This is a genomic window from Daejeonella sp. (assembly GCF_049655485.1).
Classification (GTDB): domain Bacteria; phylum Bacteroidota; class Bacteroidia; order Sphingobacteriales; family Sphingobacteriaceae; genus Daejeonella.
The window spans coordinates 25022-50898 of record NZ_JBASJU010000105.1; the positions used below are offsets into that span (position 1 = coordinate 25022).

Below are 25877 nucleotides of genomic sequence, written 5' to 3' on the forward strand. Positions count from 1 at the left end.
AAAAGAATCATTATAAAGCACAAAACCCGCTCTACATATAGTATAGCGGGTTTCCTATACATACAGGTCGAATTGTCGAACTCTTTTATAGGATATTTTTAGCTTGTGTGAGCTCTCTGGAAATATTAATGAGATGTTTACAAACTTAATAAATCAAAGCTACGCGTATATTTCAGTGTCAGGCTCTGGGTATCTAACAGATCGAGCAAATCTTTATCTTTTACGATATTGACTACCACAAACAGACCATTATTTGCATTTTGAAGCCAGCCAAATCTGGCATTTACAGAAGTAATTCTTGACCTGTTGTTATATTGAACTAAGCTTTGAACAAACATTCGTGGAGTAAATGAATAAGCCAGACGATTCCCAAGTATAATAGCTTTCAATTCCCCGTTTGGAAGGTTTAAAATATTGTAGTTGACAATGGCCGATGCATTCAGTTTATCTCCAACTCTTGCTTTTACGGTCGCTGTTGTCGCTATTCTATCTCCTCCAAAATATCCTCCTACGATTGTCCGGGCATTTAATGAAACTGCTTTGTTTTGATTTGTTATCATAACTAGCTGCACTTCATTATGTTTATATGTTGCCTTGGGCACTGAAACCCCTGATAAATTAAAATCCTGTAAAACACCTTCTGTTGTGTAATTAATTCCGGTATGTATTTCAAGGCCGCTTTTCCAAACCCAATGATTATCAATATGGAGGTAACTTGTAACTAAATTTCCTTTAAAATCGGAATATTGTCTTAAGGTGATATGAGGCCGGAGTTCCAATAAATTCAATAAATTATCCGGCCTCCACCTGTGCTGGATAAAAAATTCAGGTTTTCTGAAAGCCGTCCTTTGAAGAAAACCAACTTCCGGGTTAAATCCTTCACCTAATTCAGTATAAGCAGCTCTAAGTTCCCATCTTTCCCAATTATAACTGAACTGAAGTTTATATGAATGATCAGAATCAGTAATTCCTGGAGTCGCACTTTTAGCTAGAAACCCGGTGATTTGTGCCTTTTGGCCCAGACCCCATTTTCCATCTACCGCCATGACGTGATTGTAATCATCTGAACCATCACCCAATCCTGTTCTATTTATAAATGCCCCTCCAATGGATGACCTGCTTTTTGGGAAATCGTGGTTAACCCTGGCCATGTTATAGCTATTCTTATCTATTCCCAGGCTTTGGACATCGTCGGTAAACATGCTTAATAATCCCACATTAGTTTGGCCGATTTTACCCGAAACCCGCCCTCCTCCTGTGATAGGTATAATATTCCCCTTGGGACTAATTCCAATTTTCCGACTAAAAAATAAATCTATCTCGCCCGGACTGCCCACTGTAAATTGACCTGCATTTTCCAGGAAGAACGGTCTTTTTTCAGGGAAAAATAAATTGAACCGGTCCAAATTAACCTGCTCATCATCCACCTCAACCTGAGCAAAATCAGTATTATAGGTTAAGTCAACCGTCAAACTAGGGGTTATACTATATTTTAAATCCATTCCAGCTTCAAAATCTGTATCAGTTGTCTTAGGCACTGCAGACTTATTGTTGACTACCTGAGTAAGCGCATATGGAAATATTTTGAAGTTGCCCGGATTTTGGAGGATTAATCCGTTCAATTTGCCTGCCATGGATAATCTTTTCAGATCAAAACCAATTGGAATTGGGGACCAATATGCGGTTTCAGTAGTTTTACTAATATTCCTTTCAAAATTGATACCCCAAACCATGTTTTCTCCCGCTGTAAATCTGAGAGAGCGCAATGGTATAGCAAACTCAGCACTCCACCCATACTCTCCAGTTTGCGTCTTAACATCCCAGTCTGCATCCCAGTTTAAGTTTATACCACCAATTACACCTCCCTGCTGGCGATTGGTATTATTAGTGCCTTTGCCTTCATTATCAATCTGGGCATCGTATTCCATACCATCTGCATTGGTCCCGAATAAAAAACCATTTTGAGTATCGTTATAGGTGTCGAGGATAAATAGAAAACTATCGTCATCTGTCAGATCGGCATCTCTCCTTGAGTCAGAAACAACTATTGCCTTCGGATCACGATCGTAACAGATAGCTGCCACATAAAACATTTTATCTGTGTAAGCAACCCTTATTACTGTCTTTTCAGAAGCAGGAGCCCCGATATTCGGTTTGATTTGGGTTAAATCACCAATGGGTTCTATATTTTCCCAAAATGAATCGCCTATTATTTTACCGTCTACAATCGGGTTTTCATTAGTTAATTTGGCTTCAACAGTAGGCCGATTCGTAATTTGTGTTTGTGGTCGAATTTCCTGAGCTTCAACATAAAATGAAAAAAACAGTAGGATTGACAGTATCCATGGAAATATACGCTGGAGGATCATGTTTGAAATAGAAAATTTGTTTAAATGTCGAACAAATTAAGTTTAATATTCACTTAATCCAAAATTGCAGGGAGAAGACTTATTTTTATTGGGAATTCCCTAGAGCCTGGGCGATGAGTGGAATATGGATTGCCAGACAACATCGATAAATAAAAAACCCGCTAACTAAATAATAGTCAGCGGGTTTTTTATCAAATCGTAGCCCGTAGGGAACTAAAACCTTGTTCGTAACCTACTGGTTGTTAATGTCTTATGTAGTCGGAAATTCTTTACTCTTCGAATCACTCACTACGTTGTTTCACCTTTTAGCTGCAAAACTTATGATATAAAGTTACTAAAGTAGTTTAAATAATATGAACCTCCTGAACCTACTACAAAAAGTGGCTTTTCACTATTATGGAGAATTTCATCACGGATGTCACCGTCGGATTGATCGAGCGCCCAATCCAAAGGTATCACTTATTTTTTCTAGCTCTTTTACAAATGGTTTTCCCATATAGGGTAAAAATAGGAGTTTAATTGTTTATGTCTCTTTAATAAAGGCAGTCGTTATCAACAAAAATACATCTGCTAGTTTACTAAAATTATTAGTAAGTATCTTAGATTATTCGTCTTAAGAACTGAACATTTAATTTTATTCTTATCTCGTCATCGCTTAAATCCTTATAACAAAAGTCAAATGTGGAAATAAATGGCCACACACTACAGCTGCGTGGAGCGGTATACAGTTGGAAGCAAAAGCTCGAGATTTCATAATTGATAACTGTATAACATGCCAGTTCCATGAACTAGTTCATGTTGACAATCTAGGAATAACTATTTTAGAAGAGAATGAAAAACTCCAAAACGAAAAAAGAAAAAAGAGTGAAGATGAACTTTCGACCGCTTATAACAATGTAGTTAGCAGTGTAATGGAATACGCTTTAACAAACCCCACACTGCATATTCCGGGAAAAGCTTAATTAACAAGGTTAATAGCCAACACGAAAGAGCAAGGCAAAGATTAGGAGGAGAAATTATTTTTGATATCTTACTTACTTTTCCGTGAACATTTAACACTCAACACGCGATTAAGAAAAACGGTAAGAAACAATGGCACAGGACAAAAAAAGAGATGAAATAATTGAAGCAGCGAAAAAGCGGTTCTCACATTTTGGTGTTGCGAAAACAACTATGAATGAGATCGCGGATGACTTGTCTATATCAAAGGCGTCTTTATATTACTACTTCCCTGACAAGCTAAATCTGTATGCTGCAGTCTTGCAAGGGAGCATTGAAGCCGAACGGGCTAATGAACGTGACTTATTAAACGAACAATACCTGTTAAATGCGCTTAATAAATACTTAGAAACAAGAACGGAGTTTATCATCAAGAACTATAACATCCTTGAGTACCTCAAAACAATAGGTACCTCTTTTCCCTCTGAACTTGAAACCATCTTTATTGCAAGCAGGAGCAGGGATATTAATCTTATCGCTACCATCCTCTCTAATAACGCAAAAGCACAAGGCTTAAAAATTAAGGATACACTAAAAGTAGCCGAACTACTAATTGAATGCCTTGACGGCCTGCGACATGCTACTTTCGGCCGTAAAGCAAATTTTTTTCCTGATCAAGGGCAGTTTTACAAACTTCTAATAAGGGAGAAGGAAGTTGCTGCCATCTTCGTTAAAGGCTTGAGTTGCTAAACTTTACTACCTCCAACTCGGAAAAAAACTCACGAGGGCGCTCTTCGTGGTTGCCGTTGACGCCCATGTTTAACAATTAATATGCATTGAAAATCTACAAAAATTTGGAACGAAGTCTTGTTTGTTGTAACTTTGACTTTTAAAGCAAAAAAGTCAGTAATTAATTAAGTCAAATACTCGAAATGAAAGAAGAGGTTTCGGTGAAGCAGGACCACATCGTAGAGGCTGCTATCAAAAGGTTTACACATTTTGGTATCAATAAGACAACGCTTGGGGAAATAGCGGAGGATATAGGTATTTCAAAAGCATCCTTATTTTACTATTTCCAGGATAAAGGCACACTGCTTGAGGCTGTTGGACAAAAGATAATAAACGAGGTTTTGGAAGGATTTAATTCAGCATTAAGCTCGGTAAGTTCTGTGGAAGATGGTTTGTTAGCTTTAATAGAAGTTAAGAGACAGTTCTTTAAGAAGTACATGATGTTAGCACTCCAGTCCGAAAGTGTTGAAATGAATAAGTTGTCTCCGCAATTCACGCATTTTATCCAACAATCTCATTTAAGGAAAGAACGAATCGTATCAGATTTTTTGAAGCGAGGAATAGAGGCTAAAACACTTCGTCCGCTTGATACCGAAAAGACAGCACGGCTACTACTTGAAACCCTCCAGGCTTTTGACCATTGTATCAAAGGCAAGTCACCGTTTCTACAAAACCTGGATATGGATGCCTTATTTGATAAGCAGAAGGATGTAATGCAAATTTTGTTAAACGGATTGAAAAGTAACGAATGGAAGAACTGATTATATCCAAAGCAAGAGAGCTGTTCTTTTCGAATGGCATAAAGAGCGTATCGATGGATGATATCTCCAAAGGTGTGGCTGTATCTAAAAAGACAATCTATAAATGTTTTGTAGATAAAAACCAACTGGTTGAACGGATAGTGGAGGATTTAATTGAAGGTTTTAAAGACCGGACCTCTGAATGTAGAAAGCACGCTAATAACCCGATTGAAGAGGTAGTTCTTTTCACAGCAGCGGCAGCTGATGTAGTTGCGAATATCAGTGCATCTTTCTTCTATCAACTTAAGAAATTCTTCCCAGTCATCTGGAGAAGGATAGAAGATTTTCAAAAGAATTGGCTACTCCCGTTCATTACCGAAAACTTGAAACAAGGAATAAATGAAGAAGTATATCGTCCTGATATAAATATTCCTTTTACAGTAGATATACGTCTACAGCAAATACTAACAGTTCTCGATGCAAGAACTCTTATAGGAAGACCCATGCAATTGCACAAACTGATGCAGTTAACCGAGTTCTACCTGCATGCAATTGCAACACCAAAGGGAAAAAGTTTAATAATTAAATATTTAAAAGCAGATAATGAAACATAGTTTTCGAATTGAAATGAAACAAACAAACAAAAAAAAGCGCCTGAGACAATCTAGGGGTGTTTGGAAGTTGCTGCTAATGTTCATCGCAGTAATGTTCCTCAACACTTCTAACGCACAGCAGCCTACTACGCTTTACTTAAAAGATGCATTGAAGTATGCCTTAGAAGCAAGCCAGAATGCAAGAAAGGCAAACCTGGATGTAGAGAACAGTCAATACAGAATTGATGAAGTAAGGGCGAGAGCTTTACCACAGATAAACGGTTCAGGTGGGTTAACTTATAATCCAATTCTTCAACAAAGTGCTCTACCCGGTGACTTTTTTGGGCGTCCAGGTGAGACTGTATTAGTGGCATTTGGTCAAAAGTGGAATGCAAATGCTGGGGTATCTTTTAACCAAACATTATTTGATAACTCTGTATTTACAGGGTTAAAGGCTGCTCGTACAACAGTGGAGTTTTACAGGTTAAATAAGCAACTAACCGAAGAGCAGATTATTGAACAGGTAGCCACCAGTTACTACCGGGTATTAGTACAACGACAGCAACTTGGCTTAATTGATAGCACCATCAAGAATACACAGAAGGTGCAGGCCGTATTACAAAGTTTGTATGACAATGGCTTAGCCAAAAAGATAGATGTAGACCGGATAGCAGTAAATGTATCTAACCTAAGAAGCCGTCGTCAACAACTGTTGAACGCTGTAGAGCTGTTACAAAATCAGTTGAAGTTTTACATAGGAATGCCTATTGAAACACCTATTACAGTTCCTGATGTTGAGTTGGCTACAATAAGAGCACAGGCAATACTACAAACAGATACTGTAGATGTTTCGACCAGAACAGAATTGGCAGTACTAAAAACTCAAAGAACATTGTTGGAGTACCAGCGCCAGTCAACCAAGAGTGAGTACTTGCCTAACTTATCGCTATCAGGCTCCTATTCATACCAAGGTTTGAGTAACAGTTTCCCGATATTTAAAGGTCAGTCAGAAGGTGCTAACTGGTTTGATGTTGCATCAGTGGGTTTAAACCTTCGTGTGCCGATTTTTAATGGCGGTGCTACTAAAGCAAGAATAAAACAAGCTGATGTAGCAATCAGTAAGTTGAACGAAGATATAGCTCAGACAAAGTTGTCGTTAAACCTTGCTTACGAGAATGCAAAAACACAAATCAACAACAGTGTTATTACACTGAACAACCAGCAGGAGAACGTAAGGTTGGCGCAAGAGGTTTACTCAAATACGCTAAACAACTACAACAATGGTCTTGCAACATTAACCGATTTGATTGATGCAGAAAACTCATTAACAGAAGCACAAACAAATTATTCATCAGCGTTACTCGATTATAGAGTTGCCGAAATACAATTGATAAAAGCACAAGGTTCACTTAAATCTTTACTAAACTAAACTAATAAAAAAATACAAATGAAAAAGAGGTCTGTAGTAAGAACATTATTAACCGTAGCAATCATTGCAGGATCTGTTGCGCTGATAGGTTGGATTCTTACAAATAACAAAAAGAAGAACGAAGCTAAGACGGCTGTAGTTGCACAATCAAGCAGTGATGTGGCTGTTAGGGTAGCCGATGTGCAAACACAAACGCTTGATTTAGATTTTGCTGTTAATGGAAACTTTGCACCTGCAGCGCAAATGGATTTTGCTTCTGAAAGTGCAGGTCGTGTTGTGAGGGTTTTGGTGGATGAAGGTAGTCGTGTAAGGAGAGGTCAAACATTGGCTATAGTTGATGCAGGTACGCTAAATGTTGATTTAGAAAGTGGACAGGCAACGCTTCAAAATGCACTACGAGACCTGCAGCGTTACGAGAATGCTTTTAAAACCGGAGGTGTTACCCAACAACAACTCGATCAGGCAAGACTTGCCGTTACAAATGCAAGGGCACGCGTGTCTCAATCACGTATTCGTGTTGGTGATGCTAATGCAAGAGCTTCCATCAACGGTATCATCAACAAGCGTTACATAGAGCCTGGAGCTTATGTTTCTCCTGGTACAAAAATGTTTGAGATTGTAGATGTATCGAAGCTAAAGCTTACAGTTAATGTAAACGAGAACCAGGTTGCTCAGTTAAAAATTGGTAGTCCTGTACAGGTAAAAGCAAGTGTGTTTCCTGATAAAACCTTTACAGGTCGTGTAAGCTTTATTGCAGCAAAGGCTGATGCTGCTTTAAACTTTCCTGTTGAGATTGAGATAGCAAATGCAGGCAGCCAGCTAAAGGCGGGCATGTATGGGACTGCCATCTTCGATTTTCCAGGTCAAACTCCTGTAGTTGTTGTGCCACGTGCCGCCTTTGTTGGTAGCGTAAGCAGCAATAAAGTGTTTGTACTTGATGCAGGTAACGTAGCAAGAACACGCAAGGTTATTCCCGGCAGAATTATTGGCGAGCAGGTTGAAATACTTCAAGGTTTAACTACAGGCGATAAGGTTATTACAAGCGGTCAGATAAACCTTGTTGACGGAAGTAAAGTGAAGCCTATTTAAGGGACCACAACCCTTAAATAGGCTTTAAGAAAACATGATTTGTTAGAACGATTTTTTGGGGACGGGCAACGGGATAAGGATTAGATATCGTTGTGCCACTTGCTTGTTCCTGTAGTTTATATATTTCAATTAATACGAAGTCAAGAACAAAAGTAAACGTCAATGGTAGGAGGTACGACGAAGCAATCTGATGATTGAATTGAAAAAGATTTAAAATCAGTAGAGCTGTTGCTTCGTTCCCCGCAACAACAAAGAATTTTCTTCAGCACCAGAGTGCGACGCAACGGATGATTAATCGGAGCTACTAAAGCGTGCTACACAAAAAAAAACGAACTGAAAGAGAGATTATAAATAATTTGAAAAATGAAAATTGCAGAAATATCTATAAAACGCCCAACGCTGGTGATAGTACTTTTTACAGTACTTATATTAGGAGGGTTGTTAAGTTATACTTCGCTTAATTACGAGTTGTTACCGAAGTTCAGCCCGGCCGTCGTATCTATTACAACGGTGTACCCGGGTGCATCTCCTAGCGAAGTTGAAAATACCGTATCGAAGAAGATTGAAGATGCAGTGTCTTCAATGGAGAACATTAAGAAGCTAGACACGAAGTCGTTTGAAAGTGTATCAACGGTAATTATAACGCTTAAAAGCGGCAGCGATGTAGACTATGCCTTAAACGATGCACAACGTAAGGTGAACGCTATTTTAAAGGACTTACCAGAAGATGTAGACCCGCCTTCGTTAGCTAAATTTTCGCTGGATGACTTACCTGTTATGACGTTGTCAGGTACAGGTAATGTTGATGAGGCTACTTTTTACGACCTTATGGATAAGCGGATTGCGCCTATACTATCCAGAGTCGAAGGTGTTGCAAGGGTGAACCTGATTGGTGGACAAGAGCGTGAGATACAGGTAAGCATTGACGCAAACAGGCTTGAAGCAAACGGTCTTTCATTATTGCAGGTACAAAATGCAGTCTTGCAAAGCAACCTCGACTTCCCAACAGGTAGTGTTCAAACGAGGGAAAGGGATATACTCATCAGGCTTACCGGTAAGTATAAAAATATAGATGAGTTAAGTAATCTTGTGATTGCTACTTCTCCTGCCGGTGCACAGGTTAGGCTGATGGAGGTGGCAGATGTACAGGATACCCAGAAAGATGTCGAGAAGTTAGCACGTGTAGACCAAACCAGTGCAATTGCCGTACAAATCATTAAGCAATCAGATGCTAATGCTGTTGCCGTAAGTGAGCAGGTACGTGCAGCAATAGAAAAACTACAAAAAGATTATGCTTCGTCAGGCTTGAAGATGAATGTAGTGAATGACAGTTCTATCTACACGTTAGAATCTGCAGATGCTGTTATATTCGACTTATTTATTGCGATTTTACTGGTAGCTTTTGTTATGTTGTTCTTCCTGCATAGCTTAAGAAACGCATTGATTGTAATGGTAGCCATTCCGGCATCGTTAATTGCAACATTTATATTTATGGCATTGCTTGGCTACTCGCTAAACCTGATGTCGTTGTTAGGACTATCACTGGTGGTAGGGATATTGGTGGATGATGCGATTGTGGTGTTGGAAAACATCTATCGGCACATGGAAATGGGTAAGAACCGTGTTCGTGCTGCCTATGATGCTACAAAAGAAATAGGTTTTACTGTTACATCAATTACATTGGTTATTGTGGTGGTGTTTGTACCTATCGCACTAAGTACAGGTCTGGCTGCAGATATATTGAAGCAGTTTTGTGTAACGGTATCCATAGCTACATTGCTATCACTGTTATCATCGTTCACAATTGTTCCATGGTTGTCATCCAGGTTTGGTAAGCTTGAACGTATAACAGGTAATAGTTTCTTTGGAAGGATAATTCTTGCTTTCGAAAAAGGGTTGCACAAATTCACAAACTGGGTTACGAATATTTTGAAATGGTCGTTAGCTCATAAGAAAACAACATTGGCGTTAGTGTTTGGCTTGCTGATAGCGTCATTTGCTTTAGTAGGAGCAGGGTTTATTGGTACAGAGTTTTTTGCCAAGAGTGACAGAGGTGAATTTTTAGTACAGATTGAGCTGCCTAAAGATGCTTCTATTGAACAAACAAATGCTATTACACAAAAAGCGGAGAACTACCTGAAGACAAAGCCGGAGGTTACAAAGCTTATTACCACTGTAGGCCAATCTAGTGATGGTATGGGTGCTACGCAGGCAACAGCATACAAATCAGAAATAAATGTGCAATTGGTTCCTAAAAAAGAAAGGGCAGATGAAGCAAGTATTTATGCTGCAAAGATTAAACAAGAGTTACAACCAATGCTTGTTGGTGCAAAAGTGAAGACAGTACCTATTAGTATTTTGGGTTCAGCAGAACGGGCACCTCTTGCTTTAGTTGTTACTGCTCCAACGTTGGATAGTGCTCTAGCTTTTGCTAACGCTGCAATGGCAGAATTAAGAAAGATAAAAGGTGCTACTGAAATGCGATTATCTGTTGAAGCAGGTAATCCTGAAATCAATGTTCAGGTTGACAGAGATAAGATGGCAGCGCTTGGATTGAACCTTGCAACTGTAGGACAAACAATGCGTACTGCATTTAGTGGTAATACAGATAGTAAGTTCAGGCAAGGGGAATATGAGTACGATATAAATATTCGCTTTGGTAGTTTTAACAGGCAAAGTATACAGGATGTAAGTAATCTTTTGTTCACGAATAATACTGGTCAACAAATTCGATTGTCGCAATTCGCTACTATCAGTGAAGGTTCTGGTCCAAGCATGTTGGAGAGAAGAGACAAGAGCACGTCTGTTACCGTGGAGGCACAAACTGTTGGTCGTCCATCAGGTTCTGTAGCACAGGAGTGGGGGGTAGCTTTAGAAAAGCTAAGAAAGCCTACAGGTGTAACAACAATATGGAGTGGTGACATGGAAAACCAGAGCGAAGGTTTTGGTTCGCTAGGTATTGCATTATTAGCAGCAGTAGTACTGGTATATCTTATCCTGGTGTCGTTGTACAACAGCTTCGTTTATCCGTTGGTGGTGTTGTTCTCTATACCCTTGTCGGTAGTAGGCGCGTTGCTTGCATTGGCGTTAACTAATAATTCACTTAATCTGTTTACCATACTTGGTTTAATAATGTTAATTGGATTAGTTGCTAAAAACGCGATCATTTTGGTTGACTTTACCAACCAGAGAAAGGCTGAAGGTGAAAGTACTTATCAGGCGTTGATCGATGCTAACCATGCACGCCTTCGTCCAATATTGATGACAACTATAGCCATGGTAATCGGTATGCTACCAATTGCACTAGCAAGCGGTGCTGGTGCAGAATGGAAGAATGGTTTGGCATGGGTAATTATCGGTGGATTGTTGAGTTCATTGTTCTTGACCCTTGTTGTCGTACCTGTGATGTATGCCATCTTCGATAAGTTGATTGCTAAGTTTAGTAAGAAGAAGAAACAGCCCATAGAGGAATTGATGGTGGAAGATTATGAGCCACAGGAGTTTCATGAGGTGTATGAGGAAGCAGAGTTTAACCCATCTCATGTGTAGTAAGGCTTTGGATGCGGAGTTTGGTTTAGTTATAACGGGGGCAAATGCCCCCCTGCTTATTATTGACGATCACACTAATTGTTGTATTTAAAGGCTAATCTTTTTAGAAGCGAAACATTAAAAGTGTGGTAGTAAATGAAAGGAAGATATTTCACCAGAAAAACAAAGTATAGACGTATCCGCCCGACCAACCCCATCTCCAGAACTTTAATTAATTTCTTAAAGTTCTGTGGATAAAGGTCCCGGATGTCTTTATGATTGATAGTCATGATATTCTGGAGGGCGTATTTGAGCCACTGGAAAGGATTAACCTCATGCTTTTTACAGATGGCGAAGAAGGAATAGATCATGGCGGCACGCTGCGCAGCTACAGCCAAGCCTTGTACTAGGTGAGAGACGCTAAGTTCAGTTATTCAGATCAAATGAATACTTCGAAAAGCTCATTTATTAATGGAGCGCGCTACTACAGTTGTGATGGTACAAGCTGAATCATTAGGACGATTCTATTCAAACGGTATTAGATATAAATATCAAATGAAATTAGAATGACAATAAGAGCTACTTAAGGGGATTTTTAGAGCAGAGGGTCTAAATATTTCCTAAAAATCCTCTCCTGTTCAAAGCAGGTAATCCGCAAAGTGGCATTTGACCTTATAAAGTTACCATTTCATTATTAAGAAAAATATTGTTTTCCCTTAAATTTAAAAGTATAAAGTTATTTGTTTTTTAATTGTGTACAACTTAATTTTGTACAATTAATTACTTTGCAATTCAAATCCAACAACTTAATTTGATGAAAGAAATTCTGAAATTAGAGAACCAGCTATGCTTTCACATCTATGCTTTGTCCCGTAAGATTACCAGTATGTATCAACCGTTTTTAGCCAACTTGGGCATTACCTATCCCCAATACCTGGTGATGTTGGTGCTTTGGGAAAAGGAGAGTGTAAACGTAAAGGAATTGGGCGACTGCCTGTTGTTAGACAGTGGCACGCTTACTCCCCTTTTAAAACGGTTAGAGAAAAATAAACTTATAACTAGGACGAGAAGCGATAAGGATGAAAGGATCGTGATCATATCACTTACTCAACAGGGAAAGAAAATGGAGGAGCAAGCCGCAAATATTCCGCTGCAGTTCAGTAAACACATCAAAAGCTGCAATGTTAATCCTAAATACCTACAAAAATTAGTAAAGGAAGTAACGGGTGTTATTTATCAGTAATCTACCAAATCAATTTAATAAACAACAAAAAACACACAGACAAAATGGAAATACTTTATACATCCACTGTTACTGCAACTGGCGGTAGAAACGGACACGTAAAAAGCGACAATAATGTACTTAACCTGGAAGTCCGTTTTCCAAAAGCATTAGGTGGCGCTAATGACGATTACACAAACCCCGAACAATTGTTTGCTGCAGGCTATGCTGCCTGTTTCGACAGTGCATTGAGCGGAGTAATAAGGATGGAAAAAATAAAAACCGGCATTACTACAGTTGAAGCAAATGTGAGCATTTTCAAAAACAAAACAGGCGGTTTTCAACTGGCTGTGAAATTGAATATAAACATACCCGGGATTGATCTTGAGCAGGCGAAAGCATTTGCTGAAAAGGCGCATCAGGTATGCCCGTACTCCAATGCAACCCGAAACAACATTGAAGTAGAATTAATATCAACTAATCATGATTAATATGAAATGGTACCATTATTTGACAGCCTTTTTTGCTGGCATGTTCCTGGCCAATGCAGTACCCCATTTTGTAAATGGTGTTTCCGGAAACCCCTTTCCCTCACCATTTGCTGATCCCCCAGGCAAAGGGCTTTCGGTGCCAATAGTAAACCTATTGTGGGGCTTGTTTAACATCGTTATTGGTTATCTGCTTTTTAGATACAGCAAAATCAATTCTCAAAACAAAATGTCTGTACTTGTTTTCTTTTTGGGGATTGTGGCTATCAGCATCATGCTAAGTATTGTTTTTTTAGATAAAGCAAAAATGTAATGGGAAAAAATATTATGGAAACAGAATTTTATACTCTGCAGGCTAAAAAGCCCAATGGAGAAATCCTGGAAATGAAAGATTTCAAAGGGAAAAATGTATTGATCGTAAACACGGCAACCAAATGCGGACTGGCACCGCAGTTTGAAGGGCTGGAGGCACTACATCAAAAATATAAAGACAAAGGTTTGGTAGTGCTGGGTTTCCCCTCGGCACAGTTTAGGAACCAGGAACCGGAGACAAATGAAACAGTAGAACAAGCCTGCAAAATAAATCACGGAGTAACCTTTCAACTTACTGAAAAAGTGGATGTAAACGGTAATAATGAACATTCTGTTTACACCTACTTAAAAAGTAAGAAAGGCGGCTTTTTGGGAAGCAAAATCAAATGGAACTTCACCAAGTTTCTGATTGATAAAAACGGAAAAGTGCTAAAAAGATATGCACCAACCACTAAGCCGGAAGCCATTGAAAAAGATATTTTGAAAATAATAAATTATTAAAATAATGTCAGACAATCTTCAAGGAAAGAAAATTATTATTACAGGAGCCACTTCAGGCCTTGGTTTAGCCATGGCAAAAGCTGTGGCTGCAGCAGGTGCATCTGTTCTAATTACCGGGCGCTCGGAAGAAAAAATCCATAACGCTGTTGAAGAAGTAAAAGCGCTTAATGCAGAAGTATACGGACTGATGATGAATGTGAGAAACGAAACCGAAATAGAAAACGCCGTACAGTGGGTAACAAATAAATGGGGAATACTAGATGTGCTTGTTAATAATGCAGGTATTGGTATGCGCACGGTGAATCCTTCGTTTTTATCAAAGCCAGAGCCATTTTATAAAGTAACTGCCGAAGGATTTCGTAACCTCATCGACACCAATCTCACCGGGTATTTTCTGGTTGCCAAAGCTTTTGTACCCCTCTTTTTGCAAGCCGGCAAAGGAAAAATCATAAACATCTCTATGAACTACGAAACGATGCGCCGCAAAGGATTTGTGCCTTATGGCCCATCAAGAGCAGGTGCTGAATCGTTGTCACTGATTATGGCAGAGGATTTAAAGGAAAAAAATATTGACGTTAATATGTTGCTGCCTGGAGGTGCTACTGAAACAGGCATGATACCAAATGAGTTTAGGGAAGAAATTATTCAATATTTTCAGTTATTAAACCCCAATGTGATGGCTGCACCAATTGTATTTCTTTCGTCCGATGAAAGCAACGGAATAACAGGTCAGCGAATTGTGGCCATTGAATTTGAAGCATGGAAAAGCAAATTGAAGTAAGGGAAAAATAAATTCAGTTAAAAATAAAAGCATATGAAAAAAAAATTAGAAAATCAAGGATTAGAAGTGTCTGCTGTAGGACTTGGTTGTATGGGCATGTCTGAATTTTACAGCCACCGTGAACCGATGAAATTATGATAACCACTATGGCTGTTGACTATGAAGCTCGCAGAAAATCATTTGAATTATTGGCAAATGCTTTTGAATTGAAACCCATTTTAACGGAAACTATCTGTTAAATCTTAAAACAATTAACGTACAATTAAAAAAAAGGTAATGAAATACAATCAATTAGGTAAATCTGGTTTATTAGTGTCTGAACTTTGTTTTGGCACCATGAGTTTTGGTAGCAGTGGCTACTGGAGTGTTGTAGGAAGTTTAGATTACAAGGACAGCAAACGACTGGTGGATATTGCTTTGGATGCCGGCATCAATTATTTTGATTCTGCTGATGTGTATTCACATGGGCAATCGGAGGAAATATTAGGGAAAGCCCTTAAAGACAAACGCAATGAAGTGGTGATTGCCACCAAAGTACGTGGCAGAATGAGTAAAGAAATTAATAATGTGGGGCTTTCCCGTAAGCACATTATTGAAAGCTGTGACAATAGTTTACGCAGATTGGGTACTGACTATATTGATCATTACATTGTACACAGTTTTGACCCCATTACACCGTTGGAAGAAACCTTGAGTGCTTTGACGGATTTGGTGCGTCAGGGAAAAGTCCGCTACATCGGGGCAAGCAATTTTACCGGGTGGCAGTTGATGAAGGCATTGGCTATTTCAAAAGAAAATCATTTTGAAAAATTTGTTTCTCTACAAGCAATATACTCACTTATTTCCAGGGATGTCGAATATGAATTGGTTCCTTTGCTCCAGGATCAGGGTCTGGGACTTACGCCATGGTCGCCGCTGGGAGGTGGTTTCTTAACAGGAAAATACCGTAAAGACCAACCTATGCCAGAAGGTACCAGAAGAAGTAACGAAGAACAAAACTTTATTCAAATTAATCCGGAAAAGGGATATGCCATTGTAGATGCTTTGGAGCAAATTGCTAATAAAAATAATGCAACAATTGCACAAGCCGCTTTAAATTATTTGTTGAGAAAGCCTATCGTTTCCTCAGTTTTAATAGGAGCCACCAAACCACATCAGATTGAAGACAACATTAAAGCGACTACGTGGGAAATGACAACCGAAGATGTGGCACATTTAGATGAATTGACCAAACTTACCCCCATCTATCCGCACTGGATGCTCCAATTCACCGCAGCAGACAGAACCAACGGGGATTTCTTTTTTTAAACAACTTAAATAACCAGAAAATAATAAGAAATGAAACCTGCATGAGCTTACCGCTCACTCAGCGATATGAATATAAGCTCATGCAAGCTTCATCACCATTAAAAACAATTATATACAGATGAAAAAAATAGTAATCTTTTTTGCAGTAATACTCTTTACAAGTATTCAAGTTTCTGCAAAAGTAGTTTCAAGAGCTGTTGAATACAAAGACGGTGAAACCATTTTACAAGGATGGTTGTATTATGATGATGCTATAAAAATTCCAAAACCGGGCGTAATAGTAGTTCACGAATGGTGGGGGATAGATGATTATGCAAAGAGCCGTGCCAATAAATTGGCACAGTTAGGTTATGTAGCTTTTGCAGCCGATATTTTTGGTAAAGGCGTTTTGTTTACCGACTTCCAGTCCGCCGGTGCCAATGCAGGCAAATACAGACAAGACACAACACTGCTTCGCTCCCGTATCAAGGCTGCATTGTCTGTTTTCAAAAAACAAAAGCAAGTAGATGTCAACAATATTGCGGCTATGGGCTATTGCTTTGGTGGGACAACCGTTTTGGAATTAGCACGTAGCGGAGTTGGGATAAAAGGTGTGATTAGTTTTCACGGTGGTTTAAGCACACCTAATCCTGACGATGCCCAAAATATTAAAACCAAAGTATTGGTGTGCCATGGAGCAGTAGATCCTTTTGTGAGTGCGGAAGAGTTCAACACCTTTATAAGTTCTATGAACAAAGCCGGAACAGATTATCAGCTTATATCCTATAGCAGCGCTGTTCACGGATTTTCTAACATAAACAATGGTAATGATCCATCAAAAGGATTGGCCTATAACAAAATAGCCGATGAGCGTTCCTGGATAGCGATGAAACAGTTTTTTGATGAGATTTTTAACAAAAACCGTTAAAACGGTTTTTGTTGTTGTTTATTCCATCATAGCCCACGGTTTAAACCCTGGGCTATGATGTTTGGCAATTTTCAACCCCTTTTAACTTTTTAGGATTGAATTGGGTAACTCATAAAAATGAAAAATACCAAATCCATAAAAAAAATGTATATACTCATTGTCATCATTGTATTATTGGTGTTTTCTGTTGTTATTTTTATGCAACAACCCCAATTCGGAAAATTACCTACAGGAGAACGATTAGAACGCATTAAAAAATCGCCCAACTATCACGATGGTGCTTTTCAAAACCAAAGTCTAACCCCAATTATGTCGGAAGGTGTTAGCTATTTTACCATTATGAAAGAATCTCTTTTTGAGAAAAGCAAAAGGGTAAAACCGGTTGATGAAATTCCTTCCGTAAAAACCGACCTGTTGCATTTAGACAAAAACGAAGACCTGCTGGTGTGGTTTGGACATTCCTCCTATTTTATGCAGATTGACGGAAAAAAAATATTGGTTGATCCCGTTTTAAGCCGGTACGCCTCCCCTCTTTCATTTTCAATAAAAGCATTCAAAGGCACCAATAATTATACTCCGGAAGATTTCCCCGAAATAGATTATCTCTTTATTTCGCACGACCATTGGGATCACCTGGATTACAATGCCATCAAAAAATTAAAGCCGAAAATCAAAAAAGTCATTTGCGGACTAGGCACGGGTGCTCATTTTGAAAGCTGGGGTTTTCCCAAAGAAATGATTATTGAAAAAGACTGGAATGAGGAAGAAATTTTAGAACCGGGTTCCGTGGTCTATACTGCACCGGCCAGGCATTTTTCGGGTCGTGGTTTTAAACGTAACCAAGCTCTATGGATTTCTTTTGTATTGCAAACACCCACCATGAAAATATACATTGGTGGCGATAGTGGCTATGACAAACATTTCGCTGAAATTGGAAAAACATTTGGCCCTTTTGATTTGGCAATTATCGAAAACGGTCAATACAATGAAAATTGGAAACACGTGCATCTGTTGCCCGTGGAAATTGTACAGGTTGCCAACGATTTGAGCGCAAAACGGCTCTTTACGGTGCATTCCTCAAAATTTGCTTTGGGTAATCATGCCTGGAACGAACCTCTGATAAGAGCTTTTGAAAACACCCAAAAAGCAAACATTCCATTAATAACTCCAAAGATAGGAGAAGTTGTTTTGCTGAAAGAAATTCCACAACAATTTGATCAATGGTGGAAAGGGATAAACTAATTGCCAACAAAAGTAGAATCACAAACTAAAACAATATCCAAAACATTAAAATTGGCAAGCTGATTATTTAAGGTTGTGAGTTGTTTTATTATTTAATGAGTATTAAATATGAATAGGAAAGATTTTATGCAATGGTGAAACTTGCCACAGTAAACCCAAAATCTATGACATCTCATATATTTTCTAATATTAAGTCTGTGTTCGCCATGATGGATGAGAACGCAAATATTGAAGATACTTTTGAAGAACTATTACCTGCATTCAGCAATAGAAGTTTTAGAATTGGATGATTTTTAATTACAAAATGTTATGAGCGAAGTAATTACCGGTAAGAGAAGACGAAAGGCCAATTACAACGTCATCGAATCCGCATTTATCAAAGCGGCAATTATGCTTGCCAATATGCCTGTGTTTATCATCTGCCATGCTTTTGCACGGTCTTTCTTTCTGAAGTTGGCTTGTTCAACTGTGTAATTTTTTCCGAGATTTCCGAAATTAATAATCCTTTTATCCCGAATGCAACGCAGAAACGGAAATACCACAGCTGAAAACTAACTGCGAAAGATGTAACTGGAACAAACAGCGTTAATCTCCACGGTCGGTTTTCAGGCAGCATCAATAAAACCATTATGAGGATAACGGTAACCACCAGTGATGCTAAAGCAGCGAATTTTCGTCTTTTTATTTCTTCTTTCCCGATATTGCAAACTCCCGGGATGTAATGATTATTCGTTTAATCGTTACGATTGATGTTACGCCAAAATTCTGTCATAGAAAGAATTTAAGGATTTAGAGTGCTTGTTTTTATATTTATTTAGGTGAATTATAATAAAACCGTTCGTGAATAATTTGTCCGTCTTTCCATTTTTGTACCGCTACCTGTTCCATTTTTGCACGATGACCTCCTTTATAAGTCATGTCAAACATCCATTCGACCATGGTAACGTCTGGGCCAACAGCAACCGCTTTTATTTCCGCTCCGTGAAATGCTTCCACCATTTGCACTGATTGGTTTTCTCTCTCTCGATTGGCTGATTTTCCAACAGTAGGAGATTGATTATTTTCCTGCATTACCACATCTTCATGATAATATTTTTCAAAGGCATCCATTTGTTTACCTGTAAGAATCATTTGATTCAGGTCTTCGATTTTTTCTTTTAAATTCATGGTTTGATATTTTTTCGTGTATGGAATAATTCTGGTTTTACAGCAAATAACTATGTAAGTGCCGGTGGTGAATAAACAGTTTTAAGAAAATCCTTTAAATCCAGAGGTTTATGACCTATTAATGTTTCTAAGGTATCATCAGCATAATCAAATTCACCGGCTTTCATAGTCTCTGCAATACTTGTCATCATAACAGCAACATCTTCCGGCAAGCCATGTTGCAGCATGCCATTTTTCAAATCCTCCAGAGGAATTTCCACATATTGGATGGGTTTATTTACAATATCTGAAAGCATAGTGGCAATATCTTTAAATGTATAAGCTGCAGATGCAGTAATATTATACACTTTGTTCTGATGGGCTGATGGATTGGAAAGTACTACCGCATTGGCTTCTGCCATGTCATTTCGAGTGGCAAAATTAACCCTTGCATCACCTGAGCTGTAATAAATGGTACCGGTTTCCTTAAAATCACCCAGCAGCATCGGCAAAAAATCAGCATAATAGGTATTGCCCATGATGGTATATGATATGCCTGAAGCTTTAACTTCAGCTTCGGTTTTTACATGGTCAATTCCGGCACTAAATTTAGATTCAGGTGAAGATTTTAGGACACTGGTATAAACGATATGGCGTATACCGCTTGTCTTTGCCGCTTTTATAACATTGGCGTGCTGTTCATAGCGTCCGGTTATGGAACTGGATGAAACCAATAAAAGGGTATCAATACCCTGCAGGGCGGCAAGCAGCGAATCATAGTTGAAGTAATCTCCAATAGCAATATCCACTCCTTTTTCTTTGAATGCAGTTCCTTTTTCTTCGGTTCTTACCAATGCCCTGATTGGGGTCTCAGGATTTTTTTTCATTAAAAATTCAATAGTGGCCGACCCTAAATGTCCGTTGGCTCCTGTAATTAGTATCATAATTTTTTTGGTTTTTAATTCTTACTTGCAAACTTAACTATATATGGTTTATATTTGTAACCAGTTTACCAAAGGATACTAGTATCCTTTGGTAAACCTGCTTTGAAAAAAAACTATATTTGCAAATCATTTCAAAATACTCCATACAGAATGGCTGAAAAAATAAAAGAAGAATGCAACAAACTACTTCTTCCTGTGAGCGATGCACTAGATATTCTTAGCGGAAAGTGGAAACTCCCAATTATTTTTGCTTTGTTTTTGGGCAACCACCGGTTTAGGGAATTACAAAGAGAAGTTAAAGGGATAAGCGGAAAAATGCTATCGAAAGAGCTGAAAGATTTAGAAATAAACCAATTAGTTAAGCGAACCGTTTTTGATACTTCTCCTGTAACGGTGGAATATTCATTGACAGAATACGGTAGGACATTAGAGAAACTGATTAATGAATTACACAATTGGGGTCAGCAACACCGAAATATTATTTTTAGATAAGACTAAGTAAGTCTTGCACTTTATGTTTCTTTTTTTCGCGGTGAGGAATGTTTGGCACGATGGCAAATATGGAATTTTCGGTTTGCTTGCGAAGCTTACCAATAGAAAAATCGGGATGGGTAGTGCCAAATAAATAGACTGAGATTTTTATAGTTTATGAATTTAAATATTTTGAAAATACTTCTTTAGCAGCCATCTCACCTGCTTTTATCAGTTCATCTGCTTTATGAAAGTCGAATGTATTTGCTGAATCAGCAGGAAGATTAATTAAGATTTTGCAAGCTTCCCATTTTTGTAAGCTTCCCTGAAATTAATAAATATACCACATGCTAAGCAATAATACTAGTCTTTTGGTACCAATCTATGATCTGCTACCATCCTTAAGACTGGTTTTCAGAAGAGTAAACATTTCAAAGCTTAGCACCTTCATACATTTGGAATTTGGCTACGATCTCAGCATCATCTCTTTATAATGTCTTAGCTATTTCACCTTTTAAGCAGGGGCTTAAATAACTAAGTGTTGTCTGGTTAAACTTAGGACTGACTAAACAATCTTAAAAAGCAAGAGGCGGCATTACAATCTACTTTGGGATTCAACTAAACTATTATACCATGACGTGCCAGTCCCAGAGTAAAAAAATACCAGCTATTATTAGTATAGGCATAAGCCTGTATTAGGTTTATCAGGCTGCTTTATCATGTATATTGCTTTGGGCAAGGATCAACTCAATGAAAGCTTCTACCGTAAGTTGCAAGGGAATAAAATTTTCCCGGATTTCTACTGCGCGTTTCCATTCTAATTCGTTTAAAAACCAGTTTATATCTTGCGTAGTTAAGTTAAGTTTTTTTAAGGTTATTTTCTTTACATGATTGAAATCGGCGGGAATGATCCATACAGTTTCATTAGCTGAAAAGTATCTTCGGCAGTAATATTTAACACAGTGAGTTACATTTTGAAATAAGTAAAAAGAATTTTAATGGTTTATTTTTATCGTTCCGTCTAAATTTCCGGTGAAATACTGGTAAACAGCTACTTTAAGCTGAAAATTAGCATAAGCATTAACATGCGCACTGGATGCCTCCTGGTAAGAAGTCTGGGCGTCCATTAATTCAGGAATTTCGATCAGGCCGCTGGCGTAATTATCCTGGCTTACTTTGAGGTTCTCCTTGGCCTGTTCCAGGTTTTCCTTAGCAAACTGAATCTCTTTCCGGGCATCGGTCAGGTCATACCAGGCTTTAGTAATGCCGACTTTTAACTGGTTCTGGGCCACTTCAAAATTATGTTGGGCTTTTTGTTCGCTTATGACGCGTTTTTTCAAATCCTGCTTTCCCTGGCCCCACCAATCCGAAATAGGCACGCTTATCGTTCCCATAGCCACCGGCATAAAACTGCTACCCAAACCACTATTCACACTCCCAATTTGTGCCACATTTGCTCCAATCGATACCGTAGGCAGTAAATCTGACCGGGTTAATCTGGTTTGCAGTTTTTCCGCTTCCAAACTTTTTTGCAGCAAGCGGTAGGAATCATTTTTCGCCAGGGAAGTATCTGGAACCGTTGCAACCAAAGCAGGAAAGGAAGAAGTTACCAAAATATCCTGCATCACTAAAAGCGAATCGTAGGGAATGCCAATGTACACGCAGAAGTCCAGCAAGGCCAGTTTCTTTCCGTTTTCCAGTTTGCTTTTGTTGAGCAATAATTTACTGCGCTGCACCTTTACTTTTAACTGGTCGTTGCGGGCTATCAAGCCGGAAGCCAGCAGGTCATTTTGCTGTTTCAATATACCGTCCAATAGCTTTTCGTTCGCCAAAAGCGTTTTGTGCTGTTCCTGGATGTTGACCAGATTCCAATACTTCTGCTCTGTGACCAGCAAAACCGAATCAACCGATTGTTTAGCCCTGATTTTATTTACCTCCAGCCGCAGGGCCGCCAGTTGATTAGTGGTTCTGATTTTACCGCCTACATACACCGGTTGAGTAGCGCTGGCCCCGGCAAAATAGAAATTGTTAATCCCTTGTTCAAGCATTGGCGGCATGGGGCCAATCAAATCCTTGAAACCATACACCCCCACCCCAGTAAGGCTCACAGAGGGCAGATAAGCAGATTTGGCCGCCTTCACATCTGTTTCTGCCGAAGCAATATCTAATTTTCCGTTTTTTATTGCCTCGCTATAGACTAAAGCGGCCTGTTTACTTTTATCCAGGGAAATTGTATGTTCCTGGGCCTGCGCCAGTAAGGCTAGGCACATAAATATAATCGTTAAAAAGAGTCTCATAATATCCACATTATATTTAAGTAGCTGACACTGGTGCGGCGTTACTCTCCGGATTATTAGCATCTTCTTTGCGGAAGGCCAACCAGTACAAGGTAGGCAAGGCAAAAAGCGTCAGTAGCATTGAAACCAGCAGTCCGAAGCAAATTACTGTTCCCAACGGTCCCCAAAGGGTAGATCGGCTCACAATCATGGGGATAACGCCCACGGCCGCCGCCGATGAAGTAAGGAAAATAGGGCGCATCCGGCGTTCAGCCGCTACCCGGGCTGCCTCTTTTACCGAAAGACCTTCTTTTTCCCGGAGTTCTTCGGCAAAATCAATCAGAATAATACCATTCCGGACTACAATACCGCACAAGGCTAGAAGCCCTAAGAAAGAAGTAAAGCCAAAGGGGTATTGCATCAGCATGAGGCCCAGGGAAGCGCCTAGAATACTTAAGAACATGGTGGTAAGGCTAAGCACTGCATGCTTGATGCGCTGGAAGTGCCAGACCAGGATCAGGAAAATAATAACCACGCTCATCCCCAGAGAGAGCCCCATTGGTACAATATTCTCTTCCTGCATTTCCAGCTCCCCGCCATAGCTCATGCTGACGCCTTCCGGTAAGTTTAATGCGTTAATAGCGGGTTGTATGTCACCAAGTACGTTGTTGGCTACGGCATTTTGGGTCAAGTCCATGCGCACCGTCAGGGTGCGAACCCCGTTGCGGTGCGCGATCTGGCCCTGGTGCCATTCTGGTGAAATTTGTGCCACCTGGCGCAGCGGTAATACGGTTTGGGATTGCTTCACCGGAATTCGCAAGTCGAGCAAAGCATCGGTACTGCTTCTTACTGCTTCGCTGGTCTTTATTTTAACCTCTAAAGGGTAGCTGCCTTCCCACACCTGGGTGGCTGGCAAGCCCTGCATGTTTATGGCCACGATGTCGGCCACATCCTTTTTGGTCAGCCCTAAACGCGCCGCTTCGTTGTGCTTTACCTCCAGCCGGATGCCTTCCTTCATTTCCTCATAATCCGTCCGGACCCAGGTAATGCCGGGCTGTTTTTCCCCTATTTCTGTTACCTGTGCGCCTATTTTTTTTAGCGCCGCTATATCGTTGCCTGCAATACGAACTTCGACGGGCGCCGGGGTGGGTACCATGGTAAGCTGTTTCATCCGGACATAAGCCGTGGGGAAACTATTGCTATATTTCGTCTCGTATTCCCTCAGAATCTCTTCGGTGGTTTTTGGGGTGGTGGTATTAATCAGTACCTGGGCATAGTTCTCGGCCGGCAGGTTGGGCGCATAAAGGGTGTGAAAACGGGGCGATGACGTTCCGATAAAACTGGTGTACGAAACAATGCGTTTGTCCTGTGCCATGATGCCTTCCATCTTTTTCACCACGCTGTCGGTTTGCGACAAATTGTAGCCTTGCGGCAGATAAATTTCCATGGCAAACTGATTGCGCTCAACCTTTGGGAACAACTGCTGCGGCAAAAGCGCCATTAATGCCCCTCCGATGACCACCGAAAGAACAGCAAAAATAGTTGTTAACACCGGATGATTAATGGCCTTACTGATGTGGCGGTCGAACACTTTTTGCACCCTATCCAGCATAGAGGGTTTTCCGGTAATAGATTTGCCATGGTTTAGCCCTTTTTTAATGAACATAGTATTAAAATACGGCACCAGGAGCATGGAAATAATCAGCGAAAGTGATAAGGCAATAATTATAGTGAAGGGGAACATGCCAACAAAATCGGACGCTATCCCTTCCATAAAGAACATAAGCGGGGCAAAAGTGGCGGCAATGGCCAGCGTGGCCGTAAATACCGACGGGAAAAGCTCTACGGCGCTACTTTTGGCTGCCTCCCAAACCGAAAAGCCATCATCCAGCTTTTCGACGTGGTTATCAATGACCACAATCGGGTCGTCTACGACTATGCCCAGCACAACAATGAGGGCCGCCAGCGTAACAGTGTTTAATTCGTACCCCAATAAGTACATAATAGCCAGCGTAGCAGCAATTGTGATTGGTATAGTAGCTGCTGCCACCGAAGCCACCCTGAAAGGCAGCAACAACAAGGCCACGATGATCACCCCCACCAGAGCGTAGCCGAACTCCTTCATAAAGTGGGAAATAGACTCATCTACTACTTCCGGCTGGTTGGCCAGCTTGGTGATATTGATATCGGAAGGCTGTTTACTTTGAATTTGCTGCAGACGGGCTTCCACTTCCTCCCCAAAATGTACAATATTATACCCGGTAGCCATTTCCATCGAAATAACAATGCATTTGGTGCCATTGGCTGTTACATAAGACTCGGGGTTTTCGTATTCCCGTCTGATGGTGGCAATATCGCGCAGGCGAATCACGTTGCCATTCGCATTACTCTGGATAACCTGGTCGGCCAGGTCGGCTTCCGATTTAAAGAAGGAGGTTAAATGAATAGGCCGGTCAATTACATAGCCGTTCAGGCTGCCCGCCGGGTTAATGGCACCTTCCTTCTGTAAAGCCTGCATCAGCGAACCCGAGGTAATGCCGTAATTAATGAGCTTGTTGTTATCTACATAGATGCTAATTTGTTCGCTCATGGCGCCCACCCGGGTAATTTTAGCCAGACTATTAATTCCCCGCAGTTGATCCTCCATTTCCTCTACATGCTTCTGTAGATCTTTATAAGGCCTGGTCTTAGACTCTACTGCCAGCAGCACAGCGGAGGTGCTGCCGAACTCGCTGTTCACTACTATGCCCAAAACCTCTTGTGGTAACTGGGCTTTTAACAAAAGGGTCCCGTTTTTAAGCTT

At 39.9% G+C, this 25877-nt stretch carries 22 protein-coding genes and 1 pseudogene; 17 read left to right on the forward strand and 6 right to left on the reverse strand.

Annotated features, from left to right (window positions below; all coding sequences use genetic code 11):
- Positions 1-137: 137 nt before the first annotated feature.
- Complete coding sequence (locus WBJ10_RS04265; protein WP_424288312.1) at positions 138-2369, reverse strand: DUF5916 domain-containing protein; 2232 nt, start codon at positions 2367-2369, stop codon at positions 138-140.
- Positions 2370-3461: 1092 nt separating this feature from the next.
- On the opposite strand from WBJ10_RS04265, the gene WBJ10_RS04270 reads away from it, so the two are divergent.
- The 6 genes from WBJ10_RS04270 to WBJ10_RS04295 all read left to right on the forward strand — a co-directional run bounded on the left by WBJ10_RS04270 (position 3462) and on the right by WBJ10_RS04295 (position 11497).
- On the forward strand, positions 3462-4058 hold the full coding sequence (locus WBJ10_RS04270) for a TetR/AcrR family transcriptional regulator (RefSeq protein ID WP_276349017.1): 597 nt from the start codon (positions 3462-3464) through the stop codon (positions 4056-4058).
- A 182-nt stretch (positions 4059-4240) separates the two neighbouring features.
- The gene (locus tag WBJ10_RS04275) at positions 4241-4858 is read left to right on the forward strand and encodes a TetR/AcrR family transcriptional regulator (protein ID WP_276349016.1); all 618 of its coding nucleotides are present in this window, start codon (positions 4241-4243) and stop codon (positions 4856-4858) included.
- Positions 4846-5451, forward strand: a complete 606-nt coding sequence (locus WBJ10_RS04280) for a TetR/AcrR family transcriptional regulator (protein ID WP_276349015.1) — start codon at positions 4846-4848, stop codon at positions 5449-5451. Before WBJ10_RS04275 ends, WBJ10_RS04280 begins: the two co-directional genes overlap by 13 nt.
- Entirely contained in the window at positions 5441-6859 is a 1419-nt protein-coding gene (locus tag WBJ10_RS04285; protein ID WP_276349014.1) for a TolC family protein, read from the forward strand. The genes WBJ10_RS04280 and WBJ10_RS04285 overlap by 11 nt, the downstream gene beginning before the upstream one ends.
- 18 nt (positions 6860-6877) lie before the next feature.
- Positions 6878-7948 (forward strand): efflux RND transporter periplasmic adaptor subunit, encoded by a 1071-nt coding sequence (locus tag WBJ10_RS04290; RefSeq protein WP_276349013.1) that lies wholly within the window; start codon positions 6878-6880, stop codon positions 7946-7948.
- A 363-nt stretch (positions 7949-8311) separates the two neighbouring features.
- Entirely contained in the window at positions 8312-11497 is a 3186-nt protein-coding gene (locus WBJ10_RS04295; RefSeq protein ID WP_276349012.1) for an efflux RND transporter permease subunit, read from the forward strand.
- A 212-nt stretch (positions 11498-11709) separates the two neighbouring features.
- Here WBJ10_RS04295 and WBJ10_RS04300 read toward each other — a convergent pair.
- Positions 11710-11871: pseudogene (locus WBJ10_RS04300) on the reverse strand (IS66 family transposase); the annotation flags it as partial.
- A 419-nt stretch (positions 11872-12290) separates the two neighbouring features.
- Between WBJ10_RS04300 and WBJ10_RS04305 the strand changes: the two are divergent.
- The 10 genes from WBJ10_RS04305 (at position 12291) to WBJ10_RS04350 (ending at position 18711) form a co-directional block, all read left to right on the forward strand.
- Positions 12291-12719: a MarR family winged helix-turn-helix transcriptional regulator gene (locus WBJ10_RS04305; protein WP_276349011.1), complete on the forward strand. Its 429-nt coding sequence runs from the start codon at positions 12291-12293 to the stop codon at positions 12717-12719.
- 44 nt (positions 12720-12763) lie between these two features.
- Positions 12764-13189, forward strand: coding sequence for an organic hydroperoxide resistance protein (locus WBJ10_RS04310; protein ID WP_276349010.1), 426 nt, complete (start codon positions 12764-12766; stop codon positions 13187-13189).
- A gap of 1 nt (position 13190) precedes the next feature.
- The gene (locus tag WBJ10_RS04315; protein ID WP_276349009.1) at positions 13191-13499 is read left to right on the forward strand and encodes a hypothetical protein; all 309 of its coding nucleotides are present in this window, start codon (positions 13191-13193) and stop codon (positions 13497-13499) included.
- Positions 13499-13999 carry a glutathione peroxidase gene (locus WBJ10_RS04320; protein ID WP_424288313.1) on the forward strand — a complete coding sequence of 167 codons (501 nt, stop codon included), beginning with the start codon at positions 13499-13501 and terminating at the stop codon, positions 13997-13999. The genes WBJ10_RS04315 and WBJ10_RS04320 overlap by 1 nt, the downstream gene beginning before the upstream one ends.
- 4 nt (positions 14000-14003) lie before the next feature.
- On the forward strand, positions 14004-14780 hold the full coding sequence (locus tag WBJ10_RS04325) for an SDR family NAD(P)-dependent oxidoreductase (protein ID WP_276349007.1): 777 nt from the start codon (positions 14004-14006) through the stop codon (positions 14778-14780).
- A 276-nt stretch (positions 14781-15056) separates the two neighbouring features.
- Positions 15057-16088 carry an aldo/keto reductase gene (locus tag WBJ10_RS04330; RefSeq protein ID WP_276349006.1) on the forward strand — a complete coding sequence of 344 codons (1032 nt, stop codon included), beginning with the start codon at positions 15057-15059 and terminating at the stop codon, positions 16086-16088.
- A 118-nt stretch (positions 16089-16206) separates the two neighbouring features.
- Positions 16207-16995, forward strand: coding sequence for a dienelactone hydrolase family protein (locus tag WBJ10_RS04335; RefSeq protein ID WP_276349005.1), 789 nt, complete (start codon positions 16207-16209; stop codon positions 16993-16995).
- 117 nt (positions 16996-17112) lie between these two features.
- The gene (locus WBJ10_RS04340; RefSeq protein ID WP_276349004.1) at positions 17113-18237 is read left to right on the forward strand and encodes an MBL fold metallo-hydrolase; all 1125 of its coding nucleotides are present in this window, start codon (positions 17113-17115) and stop codon (positions 18235-18237) included.
- Between the two features lie 164 nt (positions 18238-18401).
- Complete coding sequence (locus WBJ10_RS04345) at positions 18402-18527, forward strand: hypothetical protein (protein WP_276349003.1); 126 nt, start codon at positions 18402-18404, stop codon at positions 18525-18527.
- A gap of 19 nt (positions 18528-18546) precedes the next feature.
- A complete protein-coding gene (locus WBJ10_RS04350) occupies positions 18547-18711 on the forward strand; it encodes a hypothetical protein (protein ID WP_276349002.1) in 165 nt (54 codons plus the stop codon).
- 336 nt (positions 18712-19047) lie between these two features.
- Here WBJ10_RS04350 and WBJ10_RS04355 read toward each other — a convergent pair whose 3' ends face one another.
- Both WBJ10_RS04355 and WBJ10_RS04360 read right to left on the reverse strand, forming a co-directional pair.
- Positions 19048-19404 carry a nuclear transport factor 2 family protein gene (locus tag WBJ10_RS04355; protein WP_276349001.1) on the reverse strand — a complete coding sequence of 119 codons (357 nt, stop codon included), beginning with the start codon at positions 19402-19404 and terminating at the stop codon, positions 19048-19050.
- 50 nt (positions 19405-19454) lie between these two features.
- Entirely contained in the window at positions 19455-20327 is an 873-nt protein-coding gene (locus WBJ10_RS04360; RefSeq protein ID WP_276349000.1) for an SDR family oxidoreductase, read from the reverse strand.
- Positions 20328-20477: 150 nt separating this feature from the next.
- Here WBJ10_RS04360 and WBJ10_RS04365 point away from each other — a divergent pair, with 150 nt between their 5' ends.
- Complete coding sequence (locus WBJ10_RS04365) at positions 20478-20819, forward strand: winged helix-turn-helix transcriptional regulator (protein WP_276348999.1); 342 nt, start codon at positions 20478-20480, stop codon at positions 20817-20819.
- 974 nt (positions 20820-21793) lie between these two features.
- Here WBJ10_RS04365 and WBJ10_RS04370 read toward each other — a convergent pair.
- Positions 21794-23095: a TolC family protein gene (locus WBJ10_RS04370; RefSeq protein ID WP_424288314.1), complete on the reverse strand. Its 1302-nt coding sequence runs from the start codon at positions 23093-23095 to the stop codon at positions 21794-21796.
- A gap of 16 nt (positions 23096-23111) precedes the next feature.
- Complete coding sequence (locus WBJ10_RS04375; RefSeq protein WP_424288315.1) at positions 23112-25856, reverse strand: efflux RND transporter permease subunit; 2745 nt, start codon at positions 25854-25856, stop codon at positions 23112-23114.
- Positions 25857-25877: the final 21 nt, after the last annotated feature.

Excerpts from the sequence above, each read along its gene's own strand:
- WBJ10_RS04265 (WP_424288312.1), bottom strand. The coding sequence starts at position 2,369 with ATGATCCTCCAGCGTATATTTCCATGGATACTGTCAATCCTACTGTTT.
- WBJ10_RS04270 (WP_276349017.1), top strand. The coding sequence starts at position 3,462 with ATGGCACAGGACAAAAAAAGAGATGAAATAATTGAAGCAGCGAAAAAG.
- WBJ10_RS04275 (WP_276349016.1), top strand. The coding sequence starts at position 4,241 with ATGAAAGAAGAGGTTTCGGTGAAGCAGGACCACATCGTAGAGGCTGCT.
- WBJ10_RS04280 (WP_276349015.1), top strand. The coding sequence starts at position 4,846 with ATGGAAGAACTGATTATATCCAAAGCAAGAGAGCTGTTCTTTTCGAAT.
- WBJ10_RS04285 (WP_276349014.1), top strand. The coding sequence starts at position 5,441 with ATGAAACATAGTTTTCGAATTGAAATGAAACAAACAAACAAAAAAAAG.
- WBJ10_RS04290 (WP_276349013.1), top strand. The coding sequence starts at position 6,878 with ATGAAAAAGAGGTCTGTAGTAAGAACATTATTAACCGTAGCAATCATT.
- WBJ10_RS04295 (WP_276349012.1), top strand. The coding sequence starts at position 8,312 with ATGAAAATTGCAGAAATATCTATAAAACGCCCAACGCTGGTGATAGTA.
- WBJ10_RS04305 (WP_276349011.1), top strand. The coding sequence starts at position 12,291 with ATGAAAGAAATTCTGAAATTAGAGAACCAGCTATGCTTTCACATCTAT.
- WBJ10_RS04310 (WP_276349010.1), top strand. The coding sequence starts at position 12,764 with ATGGAAATACTTTATACATCCACTGTTACTGCAACTGGCGGTAGAAAC.
- WBJ10_RS04315 (WP_276349009.1), top strand. The coding sequence starts at position 13,191 with ATGAAATGGTACCATTATTTGACAGCCTTTTTTGCTGGCATGTTCCTG.
- WBJ10_RS04320 (WP_424288313.1), top strand. The coding sequence starts at position 13,499 with ATGGGAAAAAATATTATGGAAACAGAATTTTATACTCTGCAGGCTAAA.
- WBJ10_RS04325 (WP_276349007.1), top strand. The coding sequence starts at position 14,004 with ATGTCAGACAATCTTCAAGGAAAGAAAATTATTATTACAGGAGCCACT.
- WBJ10_RS04330 (WP_276349006.1), top strand. The coding sequence starts at position 15,057 with ATGAAATACAATCAATTAGGTAAATCTGGTTTATTAGTGTCTGAACTT.
- WBJ10_RS04335 (WP_276349005.1), top strand. The coding sequence starts at position 16,207 with ATGAAAAAAATAGTAATCTTTTTTGCAGTAATACTCTTTACAAGTATT.
- WBJ10_RS04340 (WP_276349004.1), top strand. The coding sequence starts at position 17,113 with ATGAAAAATACCAAATCCATAAAAAAAATGTATATACTCATTGTCATC.
- WBJ10_RS04345 (WP_276349003.1), top strand. The coding sequence starts at position 18,402 with ATGACATCTCATATATTTTCTAATATTAAGTCTGTGTTCGCCATGATG.
- WBJ10_RS04350 (WP_276349002.1), top strand. The coding sequence starts at position 18,547 with ATGAGCGAAGTAATTACCGGTAAGAGAAGACGAAAGGCCAATTACAAC.
- WBJ10_RS04355 (WP_276349001.1), bottom strand. The coding sequence starts at position 19,404 with ATGAATTTAAAAGAAAAAATCGAAGACCTGAATCAAATGATTCTTACA.
- WBJ10_RS04360 (WP_276349000.1), bottom strand. The coding sequence starts at position 20,327 with ATGATACTAATTACAGGAGCCAACGGACATTTAGGGTCGGCCACTATT.
- WBJ10_RS04365 (WP_276348999.1), top strand. The coding sequence starts at position 20,478 with ATGGCTGAAAAAATAAAAGAAGAATGCAACAAACTACTTCTTCCTGTG.
- WBJ10_RS04370 (WP_424288314.1), bottom strand. The coding sequence starts at position 23,095 with ATGAGACTCTTTTTAACGATTATATTTATGTGCCTAGCCTTACTGGCG.